Below are 20,124 nucleotides of genomic sequence, written 5' to 3' on the forward strand. Positions count from 1 at the left end.
CCGGGAGACACCATGAAATTCGTACAGATTGTCGACTACAAGACCGAGCGGTTCGACGGCATGAACCAGCTCATGGACCGGTGGGTCGAACAGACCAAAGGCAAGCGGACCGCCACCCACAGCGTCATAGGCAAGGACCGCTCCGACGGTTCCCACTTCGTCGAGATCGTCGAGTTCCCGTCGTACGAAGAGGCAATGAAGAACTCCCAGCTGCCGGAGACCGACCAGATCTTCCAGGAGATGGTGGCGCTCTGTGACGGGATGCCGTCGTTCACCGACCTCGACGTGGTCCGCGACGAGCAGCTGAACACTGCGGCCTCCCGCCGCTTCTTCCACGAGGTGGCCGTCGGAGGCAACCTCGACGTCATCGACGAGCTGTTCGCGGCCGACTACAAGGACCACGACATCATGAAGGAAGAGGAGACCGTGGTCGGGTCCGACGTCATCCGCAGCGACGTGACCGGCTGGCGCGAAGCCTTCGACTTCACCTTCAACCTCGACAGGCAGATCGCTGAAGGCGACGACGTAGTGACGTTGTGGACCTGGGTCGGCACCCACAGGGGCACCTTCATGGGCATCGCCCCCACCGGCCAGCAGTGCAAGATGACCGGCACCACGGTCTTCCGCTTCCACGACGGAATGATCCAGGAAGGCTGGTGGCACTTCGACGCCGTGGGCCTGATGCGGCAGCTCGGCGCGCTGGGCTGAAACGGAAATGCAGGAAGCCCCTGTTCCCGCCGCCGAGCGGCAGGAACAGGGGCTTTCGTACGACGCGTCAGACGTCAGACGTCACAGACGTCAGTGGGAGTGGCCGTGACCGGCGTCGCCCTCGTCGTCGGCAGGCTTCTCGACGACCAGGGTCTCGGTCGTGAGCAGCAGCGACGCGATGGACGCGGCGTTCTCCAGCGCGGAGCGGGTGACCTTGACCGGGTCGATGACGCCGGCCTTCACCAGGTCGCCGTACTCGCCGGTCGCGGCGTTGAAGCCCTGGCCCTTTTCGAGGTCGGCGACCTTGGAGGTGATGACGTAACCCTCAAGACCGGCGTTCTCGGCGATCCAGCGCAGCGGCTCGACAGCGGCGCGGCGGACGACCGCCACACCGGTGGCCTCGTCGCCGGTCTTGCCGAGGTTGCCCTCAAGGATCTTGACGGCGTGCACCAGAGCGGAGCCACCACCGGAGACAATGCCCTCCTCGACCGCGGCGCGGGTCGCGGAGATGGCGTCCTCCAGACGGTGCTTCTTCTCCTTGAGCTCCACCTCGGTGGCTGCGCCGACCTGGATCACGCACACGCCGCCGGCCAGCTTCGCAAGGCGCTCCTGGAGCTTCTCGCGGTCCCAGTCGGAGTCCGTGGACTCGATCTCGGCCTTGATCTGGTTGATCCGGCCGGTCACGTCCTCGCTCTTGCCGCCACCGTCGACGATCGTGGTGTCGTCCTTGGTGACGGTCACGCGACGGGCGGAACCGAGCACGTCCAGGCCAGCCTGGTCGATCTTGAGGCCGACCTCCTCGGCGATGACCGTGGCGCCGGTCAGCGTCGCGATGTCACCGAGCATGGCCTTGCGGCGGTCGCCGAAGCCGGGGGCCTTCACCGCGACCGCGTTGAAGGTGCCACGGATCTTGTTGACGACGAGGGTGGAGAGCGCCTCGCCCTCGACATCCTCGGCGATGATCAGCAGCGGCTTGGAGCCACCCGCCTGGATGACCTTCTCCAGGAGCGGCAGCAGGTCCTGGATCGAGCCGATCTTGCCCTGGTGGACGAGGATGTACGGGTCGTCGAGGACGGCCTCCATACGCTCCTGGTCGGTCACCATGTACGGCGAGAGGTAGCCCTTGTCGAAGGCCATGCCCTCGGTGAAGTCGAGCTCCAGGCCGAAGGTGTTGGACTCCTCGACGGTGATGACACCGTCCTTGCCGACCTTGTCCATCGCCTCGGCGATGAGCTCGCCGACCTGCGGGTCCTGGGCGGAGAGCCCGGCCACAGCGGCGATGTCGGCCTTGTCCTCGATCGGACGGGCGGTCGCGAGGAGCTCCTCGGACACGGCCTTGACCGCGGCGTCGATGCCCTTCTTCAGGGCGGCCGGGGAGGCGCCGGCGGCGACGTTACGCAGGCCCTCGCGGACCAGCGCCTGCGCCAGCACGGTGGCGGTGGTGGTGCCGTCACCAGCTACGTCGTTGGTCTTGGTCGCCACCTCCTTCACGAGCTGGGCGCCCAGGTTCTCGAACGGGTCGTCGAGCTCGACCTCGCGGGCGATCGTGACACCGTCGTTGGTGATGGTGGGGGCGCCGAACTTCTTGTCGATGACGACGTTGCGGCCCTTGGGGCCGATCGTCACCTTCACCGTGTCGGCAAGCTTGTTGACGCCGCGCTCAAGGGCACGACGGGCGTCCTCGTCGAACTTCAGGATCTTCGCCATGGGAGCTGTTCATTCCTCTCAAACGTCACACGAACTGCGCCCCGGACCGCCCGGCAATTGCAGGGAGGCCAGGGGCGCAGATCAAAAGGCGATGCTTCGGTGAATTACTTCTCGATGATCGCGAGCACGTCGCGAGCCGAGAGGACGAGGTACTCCTCGCCGTTGTACTTCACCTCGGTGCCGCCGTACTTGCTGTAGAGCACGACATCGCCGACGGTGACGTCGAGCGGGAGGCGGTTACCGTCCTCGAAGCGGCCCGGGCCCACGGCCAGGACGACGCCCTCCTGGGGCTTCTCCTTGGCTGTGTCCGGAATGACCAGGCCGGAGGCCGTGGTCTGCTCGGCATCGAGCGGCTGGACCACAATGCGGTCCTCAAGCGGCTTGATGGCAACCTTGGAACTGGCTGTCGTCACGATCCGGTCTCCCCCTTCGGAGATCTCACGGGGTTAACAAATTTGGGGTGGCGACCAGGTGGGCCCGTCGTCGCGGGAAGCCGGACCTGCCAGTCGCACTGTTGGCACTCACCATCGGAGAGTGCCAGAACTGAGACTATGACGCGGTTAGCACTCGGTCAAGCGGAGTGCCAATCAAGAGCCGCCGAGCGGGGTCCGGCCGGGGCCGGATACGGGCTGCGGGCGGCAGCCCCGGCCCGCGACCGCACTGCGGTTCGATCTCGGGGCGCGGTGCGAGGTGCGGTTCGAGGCGCGGTATGAGGTGCGGTACGAGACGCGCCGCGATCTCGATATGGACAACGCCCCACAGGAGCGTGCGGTTCCGCAGGACAGTGCGGGCATGTCCGCCGGGAGCTTCCAGCCGGTCGCGGCCCTCGTGAACTGCCTGAATCCGCCTGATCGCGGCCGGCCTGGGGCGCGACGGCTACCGGGAGGGCCGCCCCGAATGACCTGAATCCCCCATGTCCCCGAGTCCACGCCCTCGTACGACCGTGGCGACACCGGCCACCAGTGCCGCAGCGGTGGCGACAGCAGCGGGTGCCAGGACAGCGGCGGCCGGGACTCCCGCCCGGACTCCCACCCCGGCTGCCGCCCGCGGTCCTCGACGGAGGGGCGTGCGGGTTTACCGACCGGGGGCGCGGGGTGCGGAGCAACCGCCCCCGGCGCACCCCAACGCCCGTGCGCCGGGGCGGGGACAGCCGAGGGGGGCGCGTCGGCCCGCGCGGTCGCCTTCGGCGCCACGCTGCGTGCCGCCTTCCTCCCCAGCCGCTCGATCGGGTCCACGGACTGCGCACACCGGTGAGCAGGAGCGCACCGGCCGCCACAAGTCCGGTCAGCAGCCGGTGCGCGTGTCTCACAGGTAGTCCTCCAGTTTGGCCACGGCGTAACCCTTGTCGGTGATTGTCTTCATGACTCGACGGATCATGTCCGGCATTGAGCCCTTCCAGTCTTCGCGGCCCCGGAAGTGGGTGAGGACGATGTCACCGGGGTGCAGGTCCCGGTCCCACTCCCGCCACTCCATCCGGTCGGGAAACGCCTCGGCGGCCCACAGGGGCACGGCCTTGACGCCGCAGGACCGGGCGGCGCGCAGGGTGTCGGCGTTGTAGTTGCCGTACGGCGGCCTGAAGAGCGGGGGCCGCTTGCCGTACTGCTTCTTGATGACGTCCTGCTGACCGCAGATCTCGCGCCTCTGCTGCGCGTAGGAAAGGCCGGGCAGGTAGCGGTGGTTGAGGGTGTGGTTGTGCAGGGAGACACCGCGGTCCTGCATCTTCTTGAAGTAGCCGTAGTCCCCGCGCGCCAGGTAGTCACTGAGGAAGGCGCTGTACGGGATGTCCAGCTCGGTCATCATCCGCAGCAGCTCGGGGTCCTTCTCCGCGCCGTCGTCGATCGTCAGGAAGACGACCCGCTCCTTGACCGGAACGGTGGTGAAGACGGGTGGCAGTCCGGGTCCGGCCCCGAAGCCCTTGCGCGTAGTGATCCGCGGCTTCGTCGCGGGCGGCGCGGGCGCGACCAGCGGGACCTTGTCGAGGCGCCACTTCCTGGCCGCGGCGACCCGCGCGGTCTGGGCGCGCCGGATCGCCTCGGCGTAGTCGGCGATCGAGCGCGCGGGCCCGGCGGGGAGCACCTGTCCCGGCTGGCCGGGGGCGGGCTTGGCCGCCTTCCGGCCCGTTGTCGCCGGGTCGCTGGTGGCGCAGCCGGAGCCGATCGCGGTGACCAGGAGCAGGGCCAGGGCCATCAGGCCCTTACGGCGCCTCGTGCCCCACTTTCTTGTCATTTCTTCTTTTTGTCGTACTAGTTGCATGGCGCTGGATCCTGTCAGCGCGCGGGCCCGCGACCCGGCCGACACCGCGACGCGGCGCGCGCCGTCCCCCGGCTGGCCCACAATTGACCGGGTGAACGCCCTCGATCCCCCCGACGCCCTGGAATCCTTCACCGCCCTGCGCACCGAAGAGGGCCGCGCCCTGCTCACCGCCCTCCGCGACCACAGCCCCGCCGAGGAACTGGCCACCGCGACCCGGCTGCGCCGCGATCATCCGGCCGCGCTGGTCTCGGCGGCGCTGGGCCAGGCACGGCTGCGGCAGCGGGCGGTGGCGAAATTCGGCGCGGAGGACGCGTACCGGATGTTCTTCACGCCGAACGGCGTCGAGCAGGCCACCCGCACCGCCGTCGCGACGTACCGCGCGGAGCGCTTCACCGCGCTGGGCGTGCGGAGCGTGGCCGACCTGTGCTGCGGCATCGGCGGCGACGCGATCGCGCTGGCCCGCGCCGGGATCTCGGTGCTGGCCGTCGACCGCGACCCGCTGACGGCCGAGGTCGCCCGCGAGAACGCGGCGGCGCTCGGCCTGTCCGCCCTGATCGAGGTCAGGTGCGCGGACGTCACCGGCATCGACACCTCCCCGTACGACGCGGTCTTCGTCGACCCGGCGCGACGCGGCGGCCGGGGCCGCATCTTCGACCCCGAGGCGTACTCCCCGCCGCTGTCCTGGGCGATCGAGGCGGCCCGTACGCCCGCGCACGCCGCACTCAAGATCGCTCCGGGCGTTCCGCACGAGGCGGTCCCCGACGACGCGGAGGCCGAGTGGATCTCGGACGGCGGGGACGTGAAGGAGGCAGTGCTCTGGTTCGGCACGGCCCCCAGGACGATCCGGGCCACCCTCCTCCCCGGCCCGCACACCCTCACCGGCACCGGCCTGCCCGACCCGGCACCGGGCCCGGTCGGCCGCTACCTCTACGAGCCGGACGGCGCGGTCGTGCGCTCCCATCTGGTGGCGGAGGTCGCCGAGCAGGTCGACGGGCGCCTGATCGACGAGACGATCGCGTACATCACGGCGGACGGCCTGCATCCGACGCCGTACGCCACGGCCTACGAGATCACCGACCAGCTCCCCTTCGGCCTGAAGAGGCTGAAGGCGTTGCTGCGGGAGCGGCAGGTCGGGATTCTGACGGTGAAGAAACGGGGGTCGGCGGTCGAGCCGGAGGAGCTGCGGCGCCGGATGAAGCTTCAGGGGCGGAATTCCGCGACGGTGTTCCTGACAAGGGTGGCGGGCGCCCCGACGATCCTGATCGGGCATCCGGTGACGGCGGGCGGCTAGTGCGTTGGCCACGAACGTGTGCCGGGTCTGGTCATGCGGCCTTGGGGCGTGGGTGGCCCCAGCGTTGCTGGCGTTCGCTGCGGACCTTGGCGCGTTCGCGGCGCTGGGCGGCCAGGACGTCGGGGTGCCGCGCGTTGGCGTTGCGCCACCGCAGGTAGTCCTGGAGCTTGCGGGCGAGGACGGTGTGGTTGGGGTGGTTCGAGTTGGCCATGACGAAGTTGCGCAGGGGCCCGAACTGCGCCTCGATCGGGTTGGCCCACGACGCGCTCGTCGGCGTCAGGCACAACTCGACCTTGTTCTTCTTCGCCCAGGTCCGGATGGTCGGGGTCTTGTTCGCCGACAGGTTGTCCATGATCACGTAGACAGGGGCGCCGTCGGGGCGAGCGGCCCGGATCGACTTCAGCGCCGAGAGGCTGTGGTCACCGCCCTTGCGGCGGCGGGTCACTCCCCACAGCTGGTCGTCGCCCAGGGAATAGCAGCCGTGGAAGTACCGGATGCCGTGGGTGCGGTGATAGGTGGCCGGCAGCCGGTCCGGTTTCTTCTCCTGGGCCCAGCCGGAGCCGTGGCAGGGGCGGATCGACAGCGGGCCGAACTGGTCGAAGGCGAAACACCGGTCCGGGAAACGACTGGTCACGTGCTCGATGCGGTCGAGTTTGGTGTCCTTGTCGGGATCCTTGGACTCCTTCCAGGTGCGGGTCCGCTGGAAGGAGATCCCGTTCTCGCGCAAGATCTGCCGCAGCCGTTCCCGGCCGATCTTCACCGTCCTCACCCGGTTGCGGGCCAGGTAGTCGGTGAGCTTGCGAAGGCTCCAGTGCGTGAAGGGACGTCCCAGCGTGACCGGGCGGGTCCGGGCCGTCGCGATGATGAACTCGCGTTCGTCATCGCTGATCAGGCGGGGACGGCCTCCCGCCCACCGAGGGTCCAGCGCGGCCAGGCCCTCCTCGTTGAACGCGTGGATCACGTCCCGGACTGTGTCCTCGTGCGCGGCGACCAACTGCGCGATCGCCGTCACGGTGGTCCCCGACGCCGACGCCATGATGATCAGTGCCCGACGCACCCGCACGGACTCGTGGCGGCCCCGCCGAACGATCTGCTGCAGCCTCTGCCCCTCTTGATCAGTCAACCGTCGCGCCCTGACCGGCTCTGCCATCTGCGACCTCACTCATCCTCAACAACAACTACGTTGCATCCAGAGTGAAGCCGACCGACCCCAGCACCCTAAACATCGATCAGCGTGTCGCCAGACCCGGCGAACGTTCGTGGCCAACGCACTAGGGATGCGGGCAACCAAGGGCTGCGGGCGCCTGCGGCGGGCTTGTCTCCCACCCGCCCCTTCCCGGAACTGGGGGCCAAGCCCCCAGACCCCCGGACGGGCTGAATAGGGTGCGGCGGCGGCCGACGACGTCGGCGATCCGGCCACCGAGCATGAACCGGCCGCCGAAGGTGAGCGCGTAGGCATTGACCACCCAGGGCAGCCCCTCGTCCGTGAAGCCCGGCAGCACCGGCAGCGGCGGCAGCAGCAGCCAACGCCCTTACTGCACAGCCGAGTTCGTCATGCTCGATGCGATCATCGAGGGAGCCGTGATCAAGCGGCGGGGCTGACCTCGACCGACTCGAAGCGCCACCGGTGCACGGCCCGGCTGATCAAGTGGTCGGCGGGCTCGGGGAGTTCGGGCAGATCCGCGTCGTACGGCGCGTCCCACCAGGTCAGGACCAGCACCCGGTCCTGCGGCGCCCGCAGGTGCTCGCGGCGCACCGGCTCCGCCGCGAGCACCTGGGCGTGCACCCACTCCAGCAGTTCGGGGCCCTTGCCGTCGACGGCGCGGGCCTCCCACATCAGCGCGACGGTCATGAGTACAGGTTGTCCTTACTGATCTCGTGCACGTGATCGTGACTGTGCGCATGGCCGTGACCGTGACCGTGACCATCGCCACCCCCATGCCCACGGCCCGGTACGTGCGGCTCGGTGACCGGCAGCGAAGAGTCCGCCGACAGGTCCCAGTCCGACGGCGCCCGGTTGCGCTTCACCATCTCCGCGCCCAGCGCCGCCACCATCGCCCCGTTGTCCGTGCACAGTCCGGGCCGGGGCACCCGCAGCCGGATGCCGGCCCGCTCGCAGCGCTCCGCCGCGAGCGCCCGCAGCCGCGAGTTGGCGGCGACACCGCCACCAATCATCAGGTGGTCGACGCCCTCGTCCTTGCAGGCCCTGACCGCCTTGCGGGTCAGGACGTCGACGACCGCCTCCTGGAAGGACGCCGCCACATCGCGCACCGGCACGTCCTCGCCCGCCTTGCGCTTCGCCTCGATCCAGCGGGCGACGGACGTCTTGAGCCCCGAGAAGGAGAAGTCGTACGGCGCGTCACGCGGCCCGGTCAGACCGCGCGGGAAGGCGATCGCCTTCGGGTCGCCCTCGCGCGCGAGCCGGTCGATGACGGGACCGCCGGGGAAGCCCAGCTGAAGCACCCGCGCGATCTTGTCGAAGGCCTCGCCCGCCGCGTCGTCGATGGTCGCGCCCAGCGGCCGTACGTCCGAGGTGATGTCGGGGGCAAGGAGCAGCGACGAGTGGCCGCCGCTCACCAGCAGCGCCATCGTCGGCTCGGGCAACGGCCCGTGCTCCAGCTGGTCGACGCAGATGTGCGAGGCCAGATGGTTCACGCCGTACAGCGGCTTGCCGAGGGCGTACGCGTACGCCTTCGCCGCCGAGACGCCCACGAGCAGCGCGCCCGCGAGACCGGGGCCGGACGTGACCGCGATGCCGTCCAGGTCGGAGGCCGCGACCCCGGCCTCCTTCAGCGCGCGCTCGATGGTCGGGACCATCGCCTCCAGATGGGCCCGCGAGGCGACTTCGGGGACCACCCCGCCGAAGCGCGCGTGCTCGTCGACGCTGGACGCGATCGCGTCGGCAAGGAGCGTGTGGCCGCGGACGATGCCGACACCGGTCTCGTCGCAGGAGGTCTCGATGCCGAGGACGAGCGGTTCGTCAGCCATGGTGAATCTCGGTTCCTTGTACGGGGTTCGCCGGGTTTCCCGGGTCGGTGAGTCGCATCACGAGCGCGTCGACGTTGCCCGGCTGGTAGTAGCCGCGCCGGAAGCCGATCGGCTCGAAGCCGAAGCGCTCGTACAGCTTCTGTGCGCGCTTGTTGTCGACGCGTACTTCGAGCAGCACCTCGGTGCACTCGAAGGCGGTCGCGTGGCCCAGCAGATCGGTGAGCAGCCGGGCACCGAGCCCGGTCCCCCACTGGTCGCGGGCGGCAGCGATGGTCTGTACGTCGCCGAGTCCGCCAACGGCGGCAAGACCGGCGTACCCGACGAGCCTGCCGTTCGCGCCGTCCTCGTGGGGCGCCTCCGCGACCACATAGCGGCGGGTCGCCCGCGGCCCGCGCGCATGGGCGAGCTCCGACCAGAACATGCCCGGCGACCATGCGTCGTCCGGGAACAGCTCATGCTCCAGGGCGAGCACCGCGTCGATGTCCCACCAGCGCATCTCGCGCAGCACCGCGGTCACTTCGGGGTGACCACCTTGTAGTTCTTGGGCACCTGCGCGTCGGGCCTGCGCAGATACAGCGGCAGCGGCGGCAGGAACTCCTGCCCCGCCGCCAGCATCCCGGCGGCCAGCGAGGCCAGCGCGCCCGCCGACTGGTGCTCGGGGCCGCGCGCGTCGGGGAAGGAATCGGGGTAGAGGAGCGCCCCCGCGCCGACCACCGGCAGTCCGGCGAGCTCGTCGGCGATGTCGGCGGGCCGGTCCACGGCGGGCTCCGAGACGCGGGTGCGGGCGTCGTCGTACCGCGCCCAGTAGACCTCCTTGCGCCGCGCGTCCGTCGCCACCACGAAGGGCCCGGTCAGCCCCGACGCGTACGCGAGGCCGTCCAGCGTGCACAGCCCGTGCACCGGCACTCCCAGGGCGAGACCGAAGATCTCCGCCGTCGCGAGGCCGACGCGCAGCCCGGTGTACGGGCCGGGTCCGACGCCCACCACCACACCGGTCACGGCAGCGAGTTTCAGACCGGCCTCGGTGAGCACCCGGTCGACGGTGGGCAGCAGCAGCTCCCCGTGCCGGCGCGCGTCGACCTGATCGGCTTCGGCGACGACGGAGCGACCGTCGTGGAGGGCTACGGTGACGGCGGGCGTGGCGGTATCAACGGCGAGCAGGAGCACACAAACAGCCTACGGCCCGCACACGGGTGGGGTGTCCGGCCTGACACCCGTAGCACGGCGTCCCATGGCTCCCGCCGCCTGCTGCTAACGTCACCCCAAAGCCGCGCGCCGTACGAATATGAGCGCGAATACGAGCGCTGGTCGCTCACGAACATGAGGTGGAGCAAGGTGGCAAGGAGCAGCTCGGGAATCGTGGCCGGGCTCACCGCGGCGGCCCTCGCGGCCGTCGGTTTCCTCGCCTACCAGGCGTCGGCGAACGTACCCGCCAACCTCGCGGCGCCCAGCAGCTCCCCGTCGGTCAGCGCCTCCCCCAAGGAGAAGGCCACCGGCAAGGACAAGAGCAAGGGCGCGCTCGCGGTCCCGGCCCAGTCGGGCGCGGGCGTACGGGTCGTCTACGCGCTCGGCGACAAGCGGGTGTGGCTGGTGGGCGAGCCGGGACAGAAGCCGCAGACCTTCGAGGTCATGCCGAGCACGGTCAGCCCGCCGCCCGGCACCTATCGGGTGACCTCACGTTCGGGGGCCGTCACCGGCTCGGACGGGGTGCAGATCGAGCACGTCGTGCGGTTCACGAACGTCGAGAATGTGTCGATCGGCTTCAGCTCGGCGGTCGACGGGACGATGCAGACGCCCAACCCGGCCACCAAGACGGGTGGCGTCCGGATGAAGCGGGCGGACGGCAACGCGATGTGGTCCTTCGCGACCGTGGGCGCCAAGGTCGTCGTCGTACCGTAGTCCGGCCTGCCGGCCTGCCTGGACCGGCTTACGCCGCGTCGCACCGCTCCTCGGCCTGCGTGGCCGGTGCGGGGCGCGGGGCTTCTTCGCTCTCCGCACGCCCGGGTGTCGGCGGGGTGGACACTGCGGTGGCCGCCGCGCACGAGGCGAGCAGGTCACGCATGGACAGAGGCCGTGGCGCTTCGCGATCTGAAGTCGTCATGGATGTCTCCTGGGCTCCGGGAGCAGGCCTGGTTAGGTAGACCTAACCATGTCTCGGTACCCATGTGACCATGCCCGGTGCCGCCGACGCAACATCTTCCCGACGGCTTGTCGGAACGTACGGGAGAATCAGACCCCCAGAGCCGCCAGGTCCTCCCCGGCCCAACGCGCTCCGACGCCGGTCAGCGTCACCTCGCGTACGTCGTCCGAGTCGCTGTCCGGGTCACTGTCCGCGTCACTGTCCGCGTCACTGTCCGCGTCGGTACCCGTGTCGGTACCCGTGTCCCCCATGGCCCGGCCGATGACCACATGCAGCCGGTTCTCGGACAGCTCCTCGACCTTGCCCTCGCCCCACTCCACGACGATCACCGAGTCCGGCAGCGAGATGTCGAGGTCGAGGTCCTCCATCTCGTCGAGCCCGCCGCTCAGCCGGTACGCGTCCACATGCACCAGCGCCGGACCGTCACCGAGCGGCGGGTGGACCCGCGCGATCACAAACGTCGGCGAGGTGACGGCGCCGCGCACGCCGAGCCCCTCGCCGAGGCCGCGCGTCAGCGTCGTCTTGCCCGCGCCGAGCCGGCCGGTGAGCATCACCAGGTCGCCGGGGCGCAGCAGCTTCGCGAGGCTGCGGCCCAACTCCTGCATCCGGTCGGGCGACTTGACGGTGAGGGCGGCGGTGACGGCCGCCGCGTCCGTGGATCCGGCGTCAGCGGCCGGGCTGTGCGGTGGTTCCATACGAACCAACGTTAGCGGCTGCCGGTACGGCGCCCACGCGGGCCAGCAGGTCCGCGAGCCGGTCGGTGACCACCTCGGGATGCTCCAGCATGACGAGGTGCCCGGCGTCCGGGACGATCACCAGCTCGGAGTCGGGCAGCAGGTCCACGATGCCCTCGCTGTGCTCGCTCGGCGTCACCAGGTCCTTGTCGCCCGCCAGCACGAGCACCGGCACCTCGGCGAAGATCTCCAGCGCCTGGGTCTTGTCGTGGTCGAGGAAGGCCGGGTAGAACTCGGCGACCACATCGATCGGCGTCCCCTCGATCAGCCGCTCCGCGAACCGCGCGACCGCCGGGTCGACGTCCTTCGAGCCGAACGAGTAGCGCTTGATCAGGCCCGCGAAGAGGTCGGCGGTGGCCCGCCGGCCGCGCTCGACGATCTCCGCCTGCGCGCCCAGCGCGTTCAATACGCGCGGCAGCACCCGGCGCACGGCGTTCATCCCGGCGACCGGCAGGCCGAAGTTGACCTCGCCGAGTTGCCCCGACGACGTACCGACGAAGGCGACACCGACGACGCGCTCGCGGATCAGCTCGGGGTACTGGTCGGCCAGGGCCATCATCGTCATGCCGCCCATCGAGTGACCCACCAGGACCAGGGGCCCCTCGGGTGCGGCGGCGTCGATGACCGCCTTGAGGTCGCGGCCCAGCTGGTCGATGGTGACCGCCACACCCTGCGCCTGCGCCACACCGCGCGCCGAGCGGCCGTGACTGCGCTGGTCCCAGTGGACCGTACGCACCACTCCGCGCAGCGCGGCACGCTGGAAGTGCCAGGAGTCCTGGCTCAGGCAGTAGCCGTGGCTGAAGACGACCGTGACCGAGGCCGGGTCCTTGCGTCCGAAGAGCCGGCGCTTGCGCGGGGCCGACGCGCCGCCGTCCGGCTCGACCTCGTCCACCTCGTAGTAGATCTCGGTGCCGTCGTCAGCGACGACCCGTCCCGGCATGCCACGCAGCGAGCCGTACGGGCCCGCCGAATCGAGCGCGAGCCGCGCCTTCTTGCGCAGGCCCCGGCCGACGGTCAGCCGCTCGATCGCGACACCGGCCGCGGCGCCCGCCGCGACCACGCCAATCGCGGCGCCGGCGACACCCGCCCGACGCCAGTTGCCGGCGGCGGCAGCGGTGACCGCCTCGACCGCCACCTCCACCACGCTCGGCGCGCTGCTCTCGCCCACGGTGCCGTTCTCCTAGCTCTGGGACCGGCTTTCGGCTGATCCTGTCGACCGACTGCCCGGTCGACCGACTGACTGCCTGGCTGCCTGGCTCTCTAGCTCTCTCTAGCTCTAGCTGGCTCTAGCTGGCTCTAGCTGGCTCTAGCTGGCTCTAGCTGTCGGGGTCCTCATGCACATAGACGCGCGGAACCCGCGATCCGATGCGCGTGACAATTTCGTACGCGATGGTGTCCGCCGCCCGCGCCCAGTCCTCGGCCGTCGGCTCGCCCCGGTCGCCGGGGCCGAACAGCAGGGCCTCGGCGCCCGCCTCCAGCGTGTCGCCGTCCGCACCGAGGTCGACCACGAACTGATCCATCGCCACCCGGCCCGCGATCCGCCGCCACTTGCCGCCGACCAGCACGGGTGCGGTGCCGGACGCGTGACGCGGGATGCCGTCGGCGTACCCGGCGGGGATCAGGGCCAGCGTCGTCGCGCGGTCCGTGACGTAGTGATGCCCGTAACTGACGCCGTGACCCGTCGGAACCTGCTTGACCAGTGCCACGGACGCGGCGAGCGTCATCACGGGCCGCAGCCCGAGGTCGGCGGACGTCCCCAGTTCGGGGCTCGGCGAGACGCCGTACATGGCGATCCCGGTGCGCACGAGGTCGAGGTGTGTCTCGGGGAGCGTGAGCGTGGCCGGGGAGTTGGCGATGTGCCGCACCTCGGGGGTCAGGCCCTCCTTCTCGGCGTACGCCACCATCTCCTGAAACAGGGCCAGTTGGGCGGCGATCGACGGATGGCCCGGCTCGTCGGCGCAGGCGAAGTGCGACCAGAGGCCGGTGACCCTGACCGTGCCTTCCGCCTCGGCGGCGAGGGCGTGGCGCACCAGCTCGGGCCAGTCGGCGGGCTGGCACCCGTTGCGCCCGAGTCCGGTGTCGGCCTTGAGCTGCACCCGCGCCGTACGACCGACCGCGCGCGCGGCGTCCACGGCCTCCGTGAGCGCCCACATCCCGCTGACGGCCACGTCGATCCCCGCTTCGACGGCCGCGCCCCAGGGCCCGCCCGGCGTCCACAGCCAGCACAGCAACGGCCCGTCGAACCCGGCGGCGCGCAGGGCCAGCGCCTCCTGAGGCGTCGCGGTCCCCAGCCAGGTCGCCCCGGCATCGAGGGCCGCCCGCGCGCAGGGCACCGCGCCGTGCCCGTACGCGTCCGACTTCACCACGGCCATGAGCTGGGCATGGGGCGCACGGGCACGCAGAGCACGCACATTGGCGCGCAGCGCGGCCAGGTCGATCTCGGCGCGGACGCGCATGGGGGTCTGGGTCATCGCGGTCATCGCGCCAAGTGTCTCAGAGCCCTACGACACCCCTGCCGACCCGGAGGCCGAGTCTCCCGGCGACCCGCCCCCCCCCTCAGCCCACCACCCCCCGCCACACCCCCGGCAACGCCGCCGCCACATCATGCGCGGCCACCGGCGCCCCGGCCGCCGCCCGCCGGCCCGCCAGCCCGTGCAGATACGCCGCCACCGACCCCGCGTCCACCGCATCCAGCCCCGCCGCCAGCAACGCGCCCGCAAGGCCCGACAGGACGTCACCGCTGCCGGCCGTCGCCAGCCAGGGCGTCCCGGTCGGGTTCACCCGGACCGGCGCGCCCTCCACACCGCCCGCCGGAGCCACCAGCGTCGTCGAGCCCTTGAGCAGCACCGTCGCCCCGTACATCGCGGCCAGCTCCCGCACCGAGACCAGCCGCGCCGACTCCACCTCCTCGCGGGCCACACCGAGCAGCGCCGCCGCCTCCCCCGCGTGCGGAGTGAGCAGCGTCGGCGCGCTGCGGGCCCGCACTGTCGCGGGGTCCAGCGGGCGCAGCCCGTCCGCGTCCACCAGGACGGGCACGTCGGACGCCAGCACATCTCCGACGACGCCCTCCGCGTCGTCACCGAGCCCCGGCCCGACAACCCACGCCTGGACCCGCCCCGACTTCCACGGCGGCCCCGCGTGCACCAGGACCTCGGGGTAACGGGCGATCACCGCGTCCCCGCCGGGCCCCACGTACCGCACGGCCCCCGCCCCGCCGCGCAGTGCCCCGGCCACCGCAAGCACCGCCGCACCGGGATACCGGGCCGACCCGGCCACCACGCCGACGACACCGCGCCGGTACTTGTCGCTCTCCGCACCCGGCGCCGGCAGCAGCGCCGCCACGTCCGCGTGCTGCAACGCCTCCACGTCGGCCTCGACCGGCAGATCGAGCCCGAGGTCGACCAGGTGCGTGGCGCCCGCGTACTCCCGCGCCGGGTCGATCAGCAGCCCCGGCTTGTACGTACCGAAGGTGACCGTCGCGTCGGCCCGCACACACACGCCCCGCACCTGCCCGGTGTCCGCCTCGACCCCGCTCGGCAGGTCGACGGCGACCAGCACCGCGCCCGTACCCCGCGCGGCCTGCGCGGCCCGCACCAGCGCCACCGCGTCCTCGCGCAGCCCGCCCCGCCCGCCGATCCCGGTAATGCCGTCGACGACGAGGTCGGCGCGTGCGAGGGCGGCATACGGATCCCCGGGCACCCGCCCCCCGGCCGCCCGCAGCGCCGCGAGCCCGCCCGCGTGGGCCCGGTCGGGGGCAAGCAGCACGGCCGCCACCCCCGCACCGCGCCGCGCGAGCCGCGCCCCCGCGTACAACGCGTCGCCGCCGTTGTCGCCGCTCCCGACGAGCAGCACGACCCGGGCCCCGTACACCCGCCCAAGCAGCCCCGCGCAGGCCGCGGCGAGCCCGGCCGCGGCCCGCTGCATGAGGGCGCCCTCCGGGAGCCGCGCCATGAGCTCGCGCTCGGCGGTCCGTACGGTCTCCACGCTGTACGCACGACGCATCAGAAACTCACCTCGACAACTCACCCTTCAACGGCCCACTCGACCCACTCGACCCACTCAACGGTCCACGGTCCAACCACCCCGTACCCGCCCGCTCACCCCTCAGCGATCACCACCGCGGAAGCCACCCCCGCGTCATGGCTGAGCGACACATGCCACGACCGCACCCCGAGCGCCTCCGCCCGAGCCGCCACCGTCCCGCACACCCGCAGCCGCGGCTGCCCGCTGTCCTCGACGTACACCTCCGCGTCCGTCCAGTGCAGCCCGGCCGGCGCCCCCAACGCCTTCGCCAGGGCCTCCTTCGCCGCGAACCGCGCGGCGAGCGAGGCGATCCCGCGCCGCTCACCGCTCGGCAGCGTCAACTCCGCCTCCACGAACAGCCGCTGCGCCAACTGCGGCGTGCGCTCCATGGACGCCCGGAACCGCTCGATCTCGGCAACATCGATGCCGACCCCAATAATCACGCGCTCACTCAGCCGTCATGGAAAGGGCAACCGCCATGGAAGGGGCAACCGGCGCAGAAAGGGCAACCGTCATAGAACTGGCCTGATACATCCCGGCAGCCTACGACGCGCCCCGCTCCCCACCGGGGACCCGGACAAGGCGCGACCCCGCCCCCGGCGGAGATGCCGGGACGGGGTCGGTCGCAGTCGAAGCGCACTCGGTCGAGCTTCGCCACCTGCGCGTCGATGACCGTCGTGGGGAACTCCGCCTTGCCCGCACCCACCCACGCACACGACCACGCACACCCACGCACCCACGCACGCACTCACCCACGCCCACACACCCACGTGACCGAGCACACCACCCACTCCGCCCCCGTACCCCCGACAATGTTCCTGTGATCACTTCGGCGCCACGCAACACCCCCCGCCGGGCAGACGCCTCCCCCTATCTGGACCTCAGCCGGGCGGAGTGGAGCGCCCTGCGCGAGAAGACCCCGCTGCCCCTGACCGCCGAGGAGCTGGAGCGGCTGCGCGGGCTCGGTGACGTCATCGACCTGGACGAGGTGCGGGACGTCTACCTCCCGCTGTCCCGGCTGCTCAACCTCTACGTACAGGCCACCTCGGGCCTGCGCGGCGCCCTCAACACCTTCCTCGGCGACGGGGGCAACGGGCACGGCGCGCAGCGCGGCACCCCGTTCGTCATAGGGGTCGCCGGAAGCGTCGCCGTCGGCAAGTCCACCGTGGCCCGCCTCCTCCAGGCGCTGCTGGCCCGCTGGCCCGAGCACCCGCGCGTGGAGCTGGTCACCACCGACGGCTTCCTCCTCCCGATGGAGGAACTGGAGCGGCGCGGCCTGATGGCCCGCAAAGGCTTCCCCGAGTCGTACGACCGCCGCGCCCTCACCCGCTTCGTCGCAGACATCAAGGCGGGCAAGGACGAGGTCACCGCGCCCGTCTACTCGCACCTGAAGTACGACATCCTGCCGGGCGAGCGCCTCACCGTCCGCCGCCCCGACATCCTGATCGTCGAAGGCCTGAACGTCCTGCAGCCCGCCCTCGCCGGCAAGGACGGCCGGACCAGGGTCGGTCTCGCGGACTACTTCGACTTCAGTGTGTACGTCGACGCGCGCCCCGAGGACATTGAGCAGTGGTACCTCAACCGCTTCCGCAAGCTGCGCGCGACGGCCTTCCAGAACCCGTTCTCGTACTTCAGGAAGTACACCGAGGTCTCCGAGGACGAGGCGATGGAGTACGCCCGCAGCACCTGGCGCACCATCAACAAGCCGAACCTCGTGCAGAACGTGGCGCCCACCCGCGGCCGTGCCACTCTGGTGCTGCGCAAGGGCCCCGACCACAAGGTCCAGCGGCTGTCCCTGCGCAAACTCTGAAGCACCCCCAAGCCCACGACCGACTCAAGCCCGGAGCCCGTACGTGCTGCATCTGCGACTGATGATCCCGGCCGACCGCACCGAGGAGGTTGTCGCCCTCGTCGAGTCGACCGTCGGCGCGACCCACCTCGCCGTGATCCCGGGCGCCTCCCGCGACCCCCAGGGCGACCTGGTGTTGTGCGACGTCGCCCGCGAGGCCGGGGACGGGCTCATCGGCGCCCTGCGCGGGATCGGCATCGACGAGAGCGGCTCGATCGCCGTCGAGGACATCGACCTGTCACTGTCGGCCCGCGCCGACCGGGCCGAGGAGGACGCGCCGGGCGAGGGCGCGGACGCGGTGCTGTGGGAGCACCTGGCGGACGCCACCCACGAGGAGTCCACGCTCAGCGCCACCTACCTCGCGTTCCTGGCGCTGGCGACGATGATCGCGGCCTGCGGTGTGGTGCTGGACAACGCGATCCTGGTGGTGGGCGCGATGGCGGTCGGCCCGGAGTTCGGCCCGCTCGCCGGTTTCTGCACGGCGATCGTGCAGCGCGCCCCTCGGCTGGCCCTGCGCTCGATGATCGCCCTGATCGCGGGCTTCGCGGCGGCGATGGCGGTGACGGTCGCGTTCAGCTTCTTCATGGACGCGGTCGGGCTGTTCAGCGAGGCGAAGCTGGACGGCGAGCGGCCCAACACGGGCTTCGTGTACGCCCCGGACTGGTTCTCGTTCGTGGTCGCCGTTCTGGCGGGCGCGGCCGGCATGTTGTCGCTGACCTCGGCCAAGTCCGGCGCCCTGGTCGGCGTCGCCATCTCGGTGACGACGGTGCCCGCCGCGGCCAATGCCGCCGTCGCCCTCAGCTACGGGGACCTGGGCCAGACCTGGGGCTCGTCCCAACAGCTCCTGCTGAACCTGCTGGGCATCGTCGTCGCGGGTACGCTCACGCTGCTCATCCAGAAGTACTTCTGGTCCAGGCAGCGCGAGCGCACGGCGCGCAAAGAGACGAAAATCTAGCCCAGCGCCGACTTCACGACGTCGGCCAGCCGGCCGGCCACCGCCTTCGCCTGCTCGATGTCGGCCGCCTCGACCATGACCCGTACCAGCGGCTCGGTGCCTGAGGACCGCAGCAGCACCCGGCCCGTGGCGCCGAGCTCCCGCTCGGCGTCGGTGACCGCGGCCGCCAGCTCGGCGGAGGTGTTGACGCGCGACTTGTCGACGTCGGGCACGTTGATGAGGATCTGCGGCAGCCGCGTCATGACACCGGCGAGATCGGCGAGCGTACGGCCCGTCGCGGCGATCCGCGCGGCCAGCATCAGCCCGGTCAGCGTGCCGTCACCGGTCGTCGCGTGGTCCAGGACGATCACATGCCCGGACTGCTCGCCGCCCAGTGCGTATCCCTCGGCCTTCATCGACTCAAGGACGTACCGGTCGCCGACGGCCGTCTGCACGAGCGCGATGCCCTCGCGCTCCATGGCGATCTTGAAGCCGAGGTTCGACATGACGGTGCCGACGACGGTGTCCTTGCGCAGCTGCCCGGCCTCGCGCATGGAAAGCGCCAGTACGGCCAGGATCTGGTCGCCGTCGATCTCGTTGCCGTCGGCGTCCACCGCGAGGCAGCGGTCGGCGTCGCCGTCGTGCGCGATGCCGAGGTCCGCGCCGTGCTCGACGACGGCGGCCTGGAGGAGCCCCAGGTGCGTGGAGCCGCAACCGTCGTTGATGTTGAGCCCGTTCGGGTCGGCACCGATGGTGACGATCTCGGCGCCGGCCCGTGCGAAGGCCTCGGGCGAGACACGGGAAGCCGCACCGTGCGCCTCGTCGAGCACGACCTTCAGGCCGTCGAGCCGGTTCGGCAGGATACCGACCAGGTGCGCGATGTACTGGTCGAAGCCCGACGCGTAGTCCGTCACCCGGCCGACGCCGGAGCCGGTCGGCCGCGCCCAGGGAGCGCCGGTGTTGTGCTCCTCGTACAGCGACTCGATGCGGATCTCCAGCTCGTCGGCGAGCTTATGACCGCCGCGCGCGAAGAACTTGATGCCGTTGTCCGGCATCGCGTTGTGGCTGGCCGAGAGCATCACGCCGAGGTCCGCGCCGAGCACACCGGTGAGGTACGCGACCCCGGGTGTGGGCAGTACGCCGACGCGCAGGACGTCCACGCCCGCGCTCGCGAGGCCCGCCACGACGGCGGCCTCCAGGAACTCCCCAGATGCACGGGGGTCACGCCCGACCACTGCTGTCGGCCGATGGCCCTCGAACGTGCCCACCTCGGCGAGTACATGCGCCGCAGCGACCGACAGACCGAGCGCGAGCTCCGCTGTCAGGTCCGCGTTGGCGACACCGCGCACACCGTCCGTGCCGAAGAGTCGTCCCACTGGTGTCCTCCGAAAAGCTCCGAGAAAAAGTCTCTTGGCTGCCCGAAACCGTTGTACGCCGGGCATGCCGATAAACGAACGCCCCGGCAGCACACAATGTGCCGCCGGGGCGAAACGTCTT

Annotated in this window: 21 protein-coding genes; 6 read left to right on the top strand and 15 right to left on the bottom strand. The window is 71.0% G+C overall.

The window, feature by feature from the left end:
• Positions 1 to 12: 12 nt before the first annotated feature.
• On the top strand, positions 13 to 708 hold the full coding sequence (locus ABCR94_RS25435) for an ester cyclase (protein WP_347122354.1): 696 nt from the start codon (positions 13 to 15) through the stop codon (positions 706 to 708).
• A 90-nt stretch (positions 709 to 798) separates the two neighbouring features.
• Here the strand turns inward: ABCR94_RS25435 and groL are convergent, their stop codons facing one another.
• From groL to ABCR94_RS25450, 3 genes are all read right to left on the bottom strand, one after another.
• Positions 799 to 2,415, bottom strand: a complete 1,617-nt coding sequence (gene groL / locus ABCR94_RS25440) for a chaperonin GroEL (protein ID WP_347122355.1) — start codon at positions 2,413 to 2,415, stop codon at positions 799 to 801.
• A gap of 104 nt (positions 2,416 to 2,519) precedes the next feature.
• Positions 2,520 to 2,828, bottom strand: a complete 309-nt coding sequence (groES, locus tag ABCR94_RS25445) for a co-chaperone GroES (RefSeq protein ID WP_077796719.1) — start codon at positions 2,826 to 2,828, stop codon at positions 2,520 to 2,522.
• 892 nt (positions 2,829 to 3,720) lie between these two features.
• The gene (locus tag ABCR94_RS25450; RefSeq protein ID WP_347122356.1) at positions 3,721 to 4,641 is read right to left on the bottom strand and encodes a polysaccharide deacetylase family protein; all 921 of its coding nucleotides are present in this window, start codon (positions 4,639 to 4,641) and stop codon (positions 3,721 to 3,723) included.
• Positions 4,642 to 4,750: 109 nt separating this feature from the next.
• Here ABCR94_RS25450 and ABCR94_RS25455 point away from each other — a divergent pair, with 109 nt between their 5' ends.
• A complete protein-coding gene (locus ABCR94_RS25455; RefSeq protein WP_521977857.1) occupies positions 4,751 to 5,959 on the top strand; it encodes a class I SAM-dependent methyltransferase in 1,209 nt (402 codons plus the stop codon).
• 31 nt (positions 5,960 to 5,990) lie between these two features.
• Here ABCR94_RS25455 and ABCR94_RS25460 read toward each other — a convergent pair whose 3' ends face one another.
• Positions 5,991 to 7,109, bottom strand: coding sequence for an IS630 family transposase (locus ABCR94_RS25460; RefSeq protein WP_347116969.1), 1,119 nt, complete (start codon positions 7,107 to 7,109; stop codon positions 5,991 to 5,993).
• Positions 7,110 to 7,417: 308 nt separating this feature from the next.
• Between ABCR94_RS25460 and ABCR94_RS25465 the strand changes: the two genes are divergently transcribed.
• Positions 7,418 to 7,561 (top strand): hypothetical protein, encoded by a 144-nt coding sequence (locus ABCR94_RS25465; protein WP_347122520.1) that lies wholly within the window; start codon positions 7,418 to 7,420, stop codon positions 7,559 to 7,561.
• On the opposite strand, the gene ABCR94_RS25470 is transcribed toward ABCR94_RS25465, so the two are convergent.
• Genes ABCR94_RS25470 through tsaB form a run of 4 tightly spaced genes read right to left on the bottom strand, consistent with a single transcriptional unit; the run spans position 7,545 to position 10,114 of the window.
• Complete coding sequence (locus ABCR94_RS25470; RefSeq protein ID WP_347122358.1) at positions 7,545 to 7,811, bottom strand: hypothetical protein; 267 nt, start codon at positions 7,809 to 7,811, stop codon at positions 7,545 to 7,547. The two genes, ABCR94_RS25465 and ABCR94_RS25470, sit on opposite strands and share 17 nt — an antisense overlap.
• The gene (gene tsaD / locus ABCR94_RS25475; protein WP_347122359.1) at positions 7,808 to 8,947 is read right to left on the bottom strand and encodes a tRNA (adenosine(37)-N6)-threonylcarbamoyltransferase complex transferase subunit TsaD; all 1,140 of its coding nucleotides are present in this window, start codon (positions 8,945 to 8,947) and stop codon (positions 7,808 to 7,810) included. Before tsaD ends, ABCR94_RS25470 begins: the two co-directional genes overlap by 4 nt.
• Entirely contained in the window at positions 8,940 to 9,443 is a 504-nt protein-coding gene (gene rimI / locus ABCR94_RS25480) for a ribosomal protein S18-alanine N-acetyltransferase (RefSeq protein ID WP_347122508.1), read from the bottom strand. Before rimI ends, tsaD begins: the two co-directional genes overlap by 8 nt.
• Positions 9,444 to 9,460: 17 nt before the next feature.
• Positions 9,461 to 10,114 carry a tRNA (adenosine(37)-N6)-threonylcarbamoyltransferase complex dimerization subunit type 1 TsaB gene (gene tsaB, locus ABCR94_RS25485; protein WP_347122360.1) on the bottom strand — a complete coding sequence of 218 codons (654 nt, stop codon included), beginning with the start codon at positions 10,112 to 10,114 and terminating at the stop codon, positions 9,461 to 9,463.
• Positions 10,115 to 10,267: 153 nt separating this feature from the next.
• On the opposite strand from tsaB, the gene ABCR94_RS25490 reads away from it, so the two are divergent.
• Positions 10,268 to 10,846, top strand: coding sequence for a hypothetical protein (locus ABCR94_RS25490; protein ID WP_521977773.1), 579 nt, complete (start codon positions 10,268 to 10,270; stop codon positions 10,844 to 10,846).
• A 28-nt stretch (positions 10,847 to 10,874) separates the two neighbouring features.
• Here ABCR94_RS25490 and ABCR94_RS25495 read toward each other — a convergent pair whose 3' ends face one another.
• The 6 genes from ABCR94_RS25495 to ABCR94_RS25520 form a co-directional block, all read right to left on the bottom strand.
• Entirely contained in the window at positions 10,875 to 11,048 is a 174-nt protein-coding gene (locus tag ABCR94_RS25495; RefSeq protein ID WP_347122362.1) for a hypothetical protein, read from the bottom strand.
• Between the two features lie 128 nt (positions 11,049 to 11,176).
• Complete coding sequence (tsaE, locus tag ABCR94_RS25500; protein ID WP_347122363.1) at positions 11,177 to 11,782, bottom strand: tRNA (adenosine(37)-N6)-threonylcarbamoyltransferase complex ATPase subunit type 1 TsaE; 606 nt, start codon at positions 11,780 to 11,782, stop codon at positions 11,177 to 11,179.
• Positions 11,754 to 12,989: an alpha/beta fold hydrolase gene (locus tag ABCR94_RS25505; RefSeq protein WP_347122364.1), complete on the bottom strand. Its 1,236-nt coding sequence runs from the start codon at positions 12,987 to 12,989 to the stop codon at positions 11,754 to 11,756. The genes tsaE and ABCR94_RS25505 overlap by 29 nt, the downstream gene beginning before the upstream one ends.
• Positions 12,990 to 13,137: 148 nt before the next feature.
• Positions 13,138 to 14,301 (bottom strand): alanine racemase, encoded by a 1,164-nt coding sequence (gene alr / locus ABCR94_RS25510; RefSeq protein WP_521977776.1) that lies wholly within the window; start codon positions 14,299 to 14,301, stop codon positions 13,138 to 13,140.
• A gap of 76 nt (positions 14,302 to 14,377) precedes the next feature.
• A complete protein-coding gene (locus ABCR94_RS25515) occupies positions 14,378 to 15,823 on the bottom strand; it encodes an NAD(P)H-hydrate dehydratase (RefSeq protein ID WP_347122365.1) in 1,446 nt (481 codons plus the stop codon).
• A gap of 95 nt (positions 15,824 to 15,918) precedes the next feature.
• Positions 15,919 to 16,287 carry a holo-ACP synthase gene (locus ABCR94_RS25520; protein WP_347122366.1) on the bottom strand — a complete coding sequence of 123 codons (369 nt, stop codon included), beginning with the start codon at positions 16,285 to 16,287 and terminating at the stop codon, positions 15,919 to 15,921.
• A 377-nt stretch (positions 16,288 to 16,664) separates the two neighbouring features.
• Between ABCR94_RS25520 and coaA the strand changes: the two genes are divergently transcribed.
• Together coaA and ABCR94_RS25530 are read left to right on the top strand one after the other, a co-directional pair.
• On the top strand, positions 16,665 to 17,654 hold the full coding sequence (gene coaA, locus ABCR94_RS25525; protein ID WP_347122367.1) for a type I pantothenate kinase: 990 nt from the start codon (positions 16,665 to 16,667) through the stop codon (positions 17,652 to 17,654).
• A gap of 43 nt (positions 17,655 to 17,697) precedes the next feature.
• On the top strand, positions 17,698 to 18,648 hold the full coding sequence (locus ABCR94_RS25530) for a TIGR00271 membrane domain-containing protein (RefSeq protein WP_347122368.1): 951 nt from the start codon (positions 17,698 to 17,700) through the stop codon (positions 18,646 to 18,648).
• On the opposite strand, the gene glmM is transcribed toward ABCR94_RS25530, so the two are convergent.
• Positions 18,645 to 20,003, bottom strand: coding sequence for a phosphoglucosamine mutase (gene glmM / locus ABCR94_RS25535; protein WP_347122369.1), 1,359 nt, complete (start codon positions 20,001 to 20,003; stop codon positions 18,645 to 18,647). The two genes, ABCR94_RS25530 and glmM, sit on opposite strands and share 4 nt — an antisense overlap.
• Between the last annotated feature and the right edge of the window lie 121 nt (positions 20,004 to 20,124).

The sequence above is a fragment of the Streptomyces changchenzhani genome (genome assembly GCF_039766235.1).
Taxonomy (GTDB): domain Bacteria; phylum Actinomycetota; class Actinomycetes; order Streptomycetales; family Streptomycetaceae; genus Streptomyces.